This window comes from Kitasatospora sp. NPDC004272 (assembly GCF_053603035.1).
Genome location: NZ_JBSGET010000293.1, coordinates 1 through 1,096, shown reverse-complemented (window position 1 = coordinate 1,096; position 1,096 = coordinate 1). Strand labels below are relative to the sequence as shown.

The following is a 1,096-nucleotide window of genomic DNA, read 5'->3' as shown; positions in this document are numbered from 1 at the left end:
ATTTTGGTTGTCTTTAGCCGTTGGGGGCGGCCACCCGCGGGGGGGGCCCCCCCGGGGGGCTCCCGAACCGCTACCGGGTGCCGACCGCCGCGCGCACCGCGCGGCGGGCCAGCGCCGCGTCGTCGTACAGCCGGCGGATCATGATCCGCTGCTCCTCGCCCGCGCCCGGGACGTCGTGCAGCCGCAGCTCCCGCATCAGCACCAGCACCAGGTTCACCAGGAACGCGTCCCGGGCCAGCGTGCCGCCGGACTGGGCGAGTTGGCTGATCTGGCGGCGGGCCGCGGTGTCCCCGGAGAGCACGCTCCACAGCACCGCCAGGTCGTAGCCCGGCAGGTACCAGCCGGCCTGCTCCCAGTCCAGCAGGACCGGGCCGGACGGGGCCAGCAGCACGTTGCCGAGCAGCGCGTCGCCGTGGTTGAGCTGCCACGGCACCGAGGACAGGCCGTGCAGCAGGCCGCGCAGGTCGCCCGCGTCCCGGTCGGTCAGCAGGCCCAGCGAGTGGAACCGGGCGATCTCGGTCTGGTAGTCCATCGGCTTGCCGAACACGTCGGTCGGCGGGCGCCACAGGTTCAGCGTGCGCACCGCGCCCAGCACCGCGCGCACCTCGCCCGGGGTCGGCGCGTTCACCGGGTGCCGCTCGCGGGCCGCCGGACGGCCCGGCACCCGCTCCAGCACCAGCACGCAGCGGTCGTGGTCGGCCGCCACCAGCCGGGGCAGCCGCACCGGCGGACGGTGCCGGACGAACGCCCGGTACACCGCCACCTCGTGGTGGAAGCGCTCGATCAGCTGCTCCGCCCGCTCCCCGCGCATCGCCGCCGGCGCCAGGCACTTCGCGACCACCGGCGCCCGGCCGATGGTGCCCGCGATCAGGATGTGCCGGCTGCCCTCGCGCAGCACCTGGCGCGGCAGGAACGCCGGACATATCCGCGCGACGTTGGCCAGCACCGCCCGCACCGCCGGGGTCTGCAGCGCGGCCGGGTCCACCCGGTCCACGAACGCCTCCGGGGCCCGGCCCGCGGCGGGACGGCCCAGCCGCCCGGCCTGGTCCACCAGCGGCCGGGTCACCAGGGTGGTGCGCCCGCGCGGGTCGCGCAG

1 protein-coding gene is annotated in these 1,096 nt (G+C 76.6%); it reads right to left on the bottom strand.

What is annotated here, in order from left to right:
• Nucleotides 1-70: 70 nt before the first annotated feature.
• On the bottom strand, nt 71-1,096 hold a 1,026-nt coding region (locus ACWEO5_RS38505), incomplete at its 5' end, for an aminoglycoside phosphotransferase family protein (RefSeq protein ID WP_452166710.1).